The organism is Halanaerobiales bacterium, assembly GCA_035270125.1.
Taxonomy (GTDB): domain Bacteria; phylum Bacillota; class Halanaerobiia; order Halanaerobiales; family DATFIM01; genus DATFIM01.
On record DATFIM010000198.1, the window covers coordinates 1 to 6,417 of the forward strand.

The window sequence follows — 6,417 nt, forward strand, 5'->3', positions numbered from 1 at the left end:
CTTACCATAATTCTCAATATCATCTTCACTTAATCCTAAATCACTCGCTATTTCTGTTATTGGCTGCATTTCTGCATTCTGTGCTATTTCAATATCACTTTTCATTTCATACTCACTCCTTTTTTATTTGGTTTATATTAATTAACTTTTATATTAATAAAATCCATTATATTCATTTTTAACAACAGCTGAATAAACATAATTTATCATTGAAATATAATCAAATACAGGAAGTTTTGTTTTTTCCTGTACTGCCTTTGCATAAGGAGGCAATACACTGCATTCTAATAAAAATGAAGCAATATTATCAAATTCATTAACTAACTTTTCCGCCTCCTCTACAACTTCATTTTTAATCTCAGTATAGTATAAATTACCGGTCTCTTCAATAATAGCATCATGAAAATTATCTCTTTTTTCAAGTCCATGAATAATTAATTTCTCTCTGTTTTTTATTCCAACCCTTTTTAAAAGTTCTTCATCATCTAAAGATTTACCATTTGCAGAAAGTACAGCAATTTTTTGATCTTCTGCAATTATATTTGAAATAAAGGGAACCTGTAACATACTTGATAAAAAAACTGGTACATTAAGTTCATCAGCCAATCTCTTTTGAAAAATTGCCATAAAACCACAATCTCCAGTTATTGCTCTTACCCCCTGTTTTTCTAACTTTTTAGCTGCTTTAAGCAAATCATTATAAGCACTTTCATCTTTTTTGAAAATTCTTTTTACAGTTAGTCCTTTTACTGTTTCATATCTAACTGGAAAATCATATGTTGAAGCATTACCTACATCTCCGGGTATAAAGGGAGTATAAGTATCAAGCATTAATATTCCTATTACATTACCATAACTGGTCTGTCCTTTGCGAGCCTCATATAACATAAAGGCCACCTCTTTTAAATTTATTATAATACTTAACCGTAAAATTTTTATAAAAAAGATGGGAAGTTTTTAAACTCCCCATCTTATATTATTATTAATTATTCACCATATTTTTCTTCAGCTGCTTCAATTTCTTTAATTAATTTGTCTAAAATTTCTGATCCTTCTTCCCCGACATCTTCTCTATAAGATTCCCATACATTTTTGGCTCTTTTTTCAAAAGCAGCCTGTTGTTCTTCAGTTAATTTTACTACTTCAAGAGAAGGTTTATCTTCTAACATCATATCAAGTCTTTCTTTATTTAATTCTGCCTGAAGTTCAAAGATATAATCTGTCATATTTGTAGCTGTTTCTGTAATCATATTTTGATACTCTTTAGGAAGACCATCAAAGAAATCTTTATTAATAATAACTCCGGTGATAAATGGAAGCTGTTTGGCTTCAGTTAAGTATTCCTGTTGCTCATAAAACTTCATTTCCTGGTTGGCGAAATAAGGCTGTACCTGAGCATCAATCTGGTTTAACTGCAAACCACTATAAACTTCAGAATAAGACATTCTAACTGCATTAGCTCCATATTCTTTATATGTTTCAATAAGAACTGGATCTCCCATAACTCTTATTTTTACACCTTTAAAATCAGCAGGTTCAGTTATTTTCTTATTAGATGTCCAGATTTGCCATCCCTCATGGAATACAGTAAGAAGTTTTAATCCTTTATCATTGTAAATACCAGATAAATCATTGTAAATAGCATCACTGTTGGCCATTACTTCTTTATTTACTTCCATATTATTTGACCAGAGGTAATGTAGTGAAAATAATCCTGCTTCAGGAATAGTTGTAGCAAACCAACTTGGTGTTGAAAAGGCAAATTCAATTATACCATTAATTGTCTGATCAGAAATATCACTACTACTTCCTAAAGCACCATATGGATAGATATCTATGTTAATTTCTCCATCAGATTTTTCAGCCAATCTTTCTTTAAATTCTAAAGCCCACTCATGCTGTACACTACCTTCTATTTCCTCTAATGCTATTTTCCAATTATATTTAGCTGCCTCAGCATTATCTGTAGATGCCAGACCAAAGACCATAATCAATACTAATGACAAAATAGTAATTTTTGCAACTGCTCTCATTATAAATTCCTCCCATTTTATTTTTGTTATTATTCTTCTCTACTACTTTTTAACTTATTTAGAAGTTAAACTACTTCTACAACACCTCCTTTATTAAGCTATTTTTATATAACAAACTTTTATTTTAAATAATTCAAGGCACTTCTAACATGCATTTCCACTCCCGTTTTTAATGTATCTTCATCTATATCAAATTTTGGATGATGATGAGCATAATCTGTACCTTTTTCCTTATTACCTGTTCCAATAAAATAGAATGTACTGGGAACTGCATCAGAAAACTCACCAAAATCTTCTCCGGCCAAATTAGTATAATCAACAATTTTATCTCTATCATCTAATACTTCTAAAGCTGTTTCCTGAGCTTTTTTTACCATTTCACTATTATTATAAACAGGTGGACTTTCAACAATATATTCGATATCATAATCTGCATTATGAGTATTACAAACATTTTCAACTATTCTTTCAAATCTTTTTTTAGGCTGGGCTGGATTTTCTTCTATATCACGATATAAATATCTGATAGTTCCTCTTAATTCAGCCTCTTCTGGAATAATATTGGTAGCTGTTCCTGCTTTGACCTCCCCAAACATGATAGTAGTTGGTTTTAAGGGATCAATTTCTCTCGTCTGAATTGATTGGACTGTCTGAATAAGATCACTGGCTGTTAAAATTGGATCTACAGCCTGTTGAGGAGCAGAAGTATGCCCTCCCTTTCCTTTTATATCAACTTCAAACTCATATAATCCTCCCATTACGGCACCTTCAGAAATGGCTATTTTACCACTTTCTATAGGTGTCCAGAGATGAATACCAAATGCTCCATCTACATCAGGGTCTTCTAATACCCCTTCATCAATCATCATTTTAGCGGCAGCTGTTTCTTCATTAGGCTGAAAAACAAACTTAATATTTCCCTTAATTTGATCTTTATATTCTGAAAGAATTTTAGCTGCTACTAAAAGCATAGCAGTATGGCCATCATGACCACAGGCATGCATTAAACCTGGTACTGCTGATTTATAAGTAAAATCATTTTGTTCCTGTATCGGTAGGGCATCCATATCAGCTCTTAACATTAAAGTTTTTCCTGGTTTATTACCACGTAAAATACCAACAACTCCCGTTTTAGCAATATTGGTTTCTACTTCCAGACCAAGATCTTCTAGATATCCTGCTACCTTTTTAGCTGTCCTAAATTCCTTGAATCCTAATTCAGGATGCTTATGAAAATCCCTTCTCAATCTAATAAGTTCATCTTCTAAATTCAATACCTTTTCTTTAATATCCATTAACTTCAGACCTCCTAAACTCTATTAATATCCAAATGCTAAATCACGTAAGAATAGTGCAATTTGAGGGAAGAAAATAAGTAAAGCTGAAACTGAAACTAACATCATAATAAATACAGGTGTCTTCTTTATAACCTGGAAATATGGACGTTTAAATACAGCTATTGCCGTAAATATGTCACAACCAAACGGTGGAGTTGCCGAACCAACAGCTGCCTGTAAAGTTACCATTGTACCAACTAATACTGGATCAATACCCAATCTCTGAACAACAGGTTGAAAAATAGGGGTTAAAACCATAATTACAACTATTGGATCAACAAACATACAGCCTATGAAAAAGGCTACTGCTATTACAAATAATACCCAGACTTGAGTGGGATCAGTGCCAATTATAGGTGGTAAAATTTGCTGTGGAATTCGAGCAAATGAAATTAACCAGGAAAATGCAACACCTGATCCAACAAGAATAAATACTACACCGGTAACAAGACCGGTAGAAAGAGCAATTTCTTTTAAATCTTTCAATTTTACATTTCTGTAAATTAGAATTTCTACAAAAGCTGCATATAATACTGAAGCTGCAGCTGCCTCTGTTGGACTAAAAAACCCTGAATAAATACCACCAATAATTATTACAGGAAAACCAAAAGGAACTGCTGCTCTTTTGGTAGTTTCCCATCTCTGGGACCAGCTTGATTTTTCCTGAGGATTTATTCCTTTTGCTCTTGCATAAAAATAACTATAAATAGCAAACATAGCTAAAATTAATAGCCCAGGTCCAATACCTGCTATAAATAATTCACCAATAGAAGTCCCACTTACAACACCATAAACAATCATTCCAATACTTGGTGGAATAAGTAAAGCTATATCACTTGAGTTTATAATAAGTGCAGTTGTAAAAGAATCATCATAGCCTGCTCTTAAAAGGTGAGGTCTCATTGTACCACCAATAGCCACAACTGTTGCCTGAGTTGAACCTGATATTGCCCCAAAAATGGTACAGGCGGCAGCTGTAGTAATTGCAAGTCCTCCACGTATATGACCAACAAATTCTTTTACAAAATCTACAAGTCTATTAGACATTTCTCCAGCAGACATTATATCTGCAGCAAGAATAAACATTGGTACTGCAATCAAAGATGGTGGTAAAATCCCACTAATCATCTGCTGTACTAAAATCATTGGATCAAAAGCAGGAAAATATAAATACATTATAATTACTGAAGCTCCTAATAAAGGGATCATCATCGGGAAGCCAAGTAAAAGCAATGCTCCCATTATTGATACCATAACCGTTAACATAATTCTCACTCCTTAACTACTTTTTATTTAATATTCTCCAGTATATTCTACACTATTATCTTCTTCTGCCATAGCATCTTCGAGGTCTTCATATTCTGATTTTTCTTCAAAAGAAACCCAGACATCATCTTCCATTATATTTTTAATAAAAGCTAAGGTATAATGAATTGCTGTCATTAATAATCCAATGGGAACAAATATCCAAATCCAGCCTAAAGGAACTCTAAGAACCGGACTCATTTTTTGCTGCTGAAAAATACCAATAACATAATCGCTTGCTAAATATGTCATCAAATACATAAAAGCTGCTGTTCCAAAAGTTACTATATAGGTCAATATTTTTTGTATCTTTGGATTTGCTATATCGTGAAATGCTGACATTCTAATATGTCGTCCATTTCGGGCTGCATAACTGGTACCCAAAAAGGTAACTAAAACTATCAAAAATTCATTAATTTCTGTAGCAAATGATAGAGAGTGATTAAAAAAGTTTCTGGCAAAAACATTTACTATCGTTAATCCTCCCATGACCAATATACCATATGCTAAAATTAATTCTTCAAAACTTCTAATCCAATCATTAATTTTTTCTAAAAATCCCATAACTTCACCCCTTTTTGTCTTCTACTCATCTACTAATTTTATTTCAAAAATAACTTTCTAGGGAAATCTACAAATGTTTCACAACCATCTTCTGTTACATAAAATGGCTCACTATTTTCAAATCCAAATTTATCCAGCCAGATACCTGGCATGAAATGGAATGTCATCCCTGGTTTTAAAATTGTTTTATCACCTGGTCTTAAACTAGCAGTATGTTCACCCCAATCAGGTGGATAATTTAAACCATATGAATATCCAACTCGAGATTCTTTTACTACTTTACTTCCTGAAATAGATTCTCTCCATTTTTCTTCTACTTCTTCACAACTTATTCCCGGTTCTATGAAATCTAAAGTTTTATTGAGTCCATCTACTACAGTTTTTGCAATATCCTGTAAATCTTGAGGTGGATCACCAATATATAGTGTTCTGGACAAGGGAGCATGATATTTATTTTTACTTCCAGCCAGTTCTAAAAGTACTACATCCCCTTTTTGATATCTTCTATCAGTCCAGGTCAGATGAGCAGTTGAAGTTCTTTCAGCTGAAGGCATAATTGGAGCTATTGCTGTATAATCTCCTGTAAAATCTTCTGTTCCTCGAATTTGTGCTTCATATACCTTTGCTGCAGCATCTCCTTCTCTGACACCTTCTTCAATATTATCTATAGCTGTTTGCATAGTATTTTCCACGATTCTAGCTGCCATTTTCATATATTCAAGCTCTTTATCACTTTTTATCTGTCTTACTAAAGGTACAAGCCTGTTAGCATCCTTAAAATCTGCCTTATTTAGTTCATTTTGAAGAGTATTATAACATTTAGCTGTAAAGTAGTAATTATCCATTTCCAATCCAATATTAGCTTTCTCATAACCTTTATCTTTTAAAATATCTGTTACAAATTCCATAGGGTGTTTTACTAAAGATTGGACATAATCATCCTCGTATCCTATTATATTTTCATCTTTAAGCCAGGTAGTAATTTTAGCTCCATTACTATCCTGTTCTCTTCCAAACCAGATCGGTTCTTCTTTATCAATAAATACTAATACTCCCTGATGAACATAAAATGACCAGCCATCATAACCAGTAAGATAATTCATATTAGCAGGATGGGTGGCAAGTAAAACCTGCATACCAGCCTGGTCCATTTTTTCTTTTACCTTTTTGAGTCTCAT

General features: G+C 32.8%; 7 protein-coding genes. All 7 read right to left on the bottom strand.

Going from position 1 to position 6,417, the window contains the following annotated elements; all coding sequences use genetic code 11:
* Positions 1-105, bottom strand: a 105-nt coding sequence (locus tag VJ881_09945; protein ID HKL76374.1) for a formate--tetrahydrofolate ligase, incomplete at its 3' end; no start/stop codon positions are given.
* Between the two features lie 48 nt (positions 106-153).
* A complete protein-coding gene (locus VJ881_09950; protein ID HKL76375.1) occupies positions 154-888 on the bottom strand; it encodes an aspartate/glutamate racemase family protein in 735 nt (244 codons plus the stop codon).
* Between the two features lie 98 nt (positions 889-986).
* A complete protein-coding gene (gene dctP / locus VJ881_09955; protein ID HKL76376.1) occupies positions 987-2,033 on the bottom strand; it encodes a TRAP transporter substrate-binding protein DctP in 1,047 nt (348 codons plus the stop codon).
* Positions 2,034-2,152: 119 nt separating this feature from the next.
* On the bottom strand, positions 2,153-3,328 hold the full coding sequence (locus VJ881_09960) for an amidohydrolase (GenBank protein HKL76377.1): 1,176 nt from the start codon (positions 3,326-3,328) through the stop codon (positions 2,153-2,155).
* A 24-nt stretch (positions 3,329-3,352) separates the two neighbouring features.
* Positions 3,353-4,636 carry a TRAP transporter large permease gene (locus tag VJ881_09965; GenBank protein ID HKL76378.1) on the bottom strand — a complete coding sequence of 428 codons (1,284 nt, stop codon included), beginning with the start codon at positions 4,634-4,636 and terminating at the stop codon, positions 3,353-3,355.
* A 27-nt stretch (positions 4,637-4,663) separates the two neighbouring features.
* Positions 4,664-5,239 carry a TRAP transporter small permease gene (locus VJ881_09970; GenBank protein HKL76379.1) on the bottom strand — a complete coding sequence of 192 codons (576 nt, stop codon included), beginning with the start codon at positions 5,237-5,239 and terminating at the stop codon, positions 4,664-4,666.
* 38 nt (positions 5,240-5,277) lie between these two features.
* Positions 5,278-6,417: M24 family metallopeptidase (locus VJ881_09975; protein ID HKL76380.1), on the bottom strand; the 1,140-nt coding region annotated here is incomplete at its 5' end.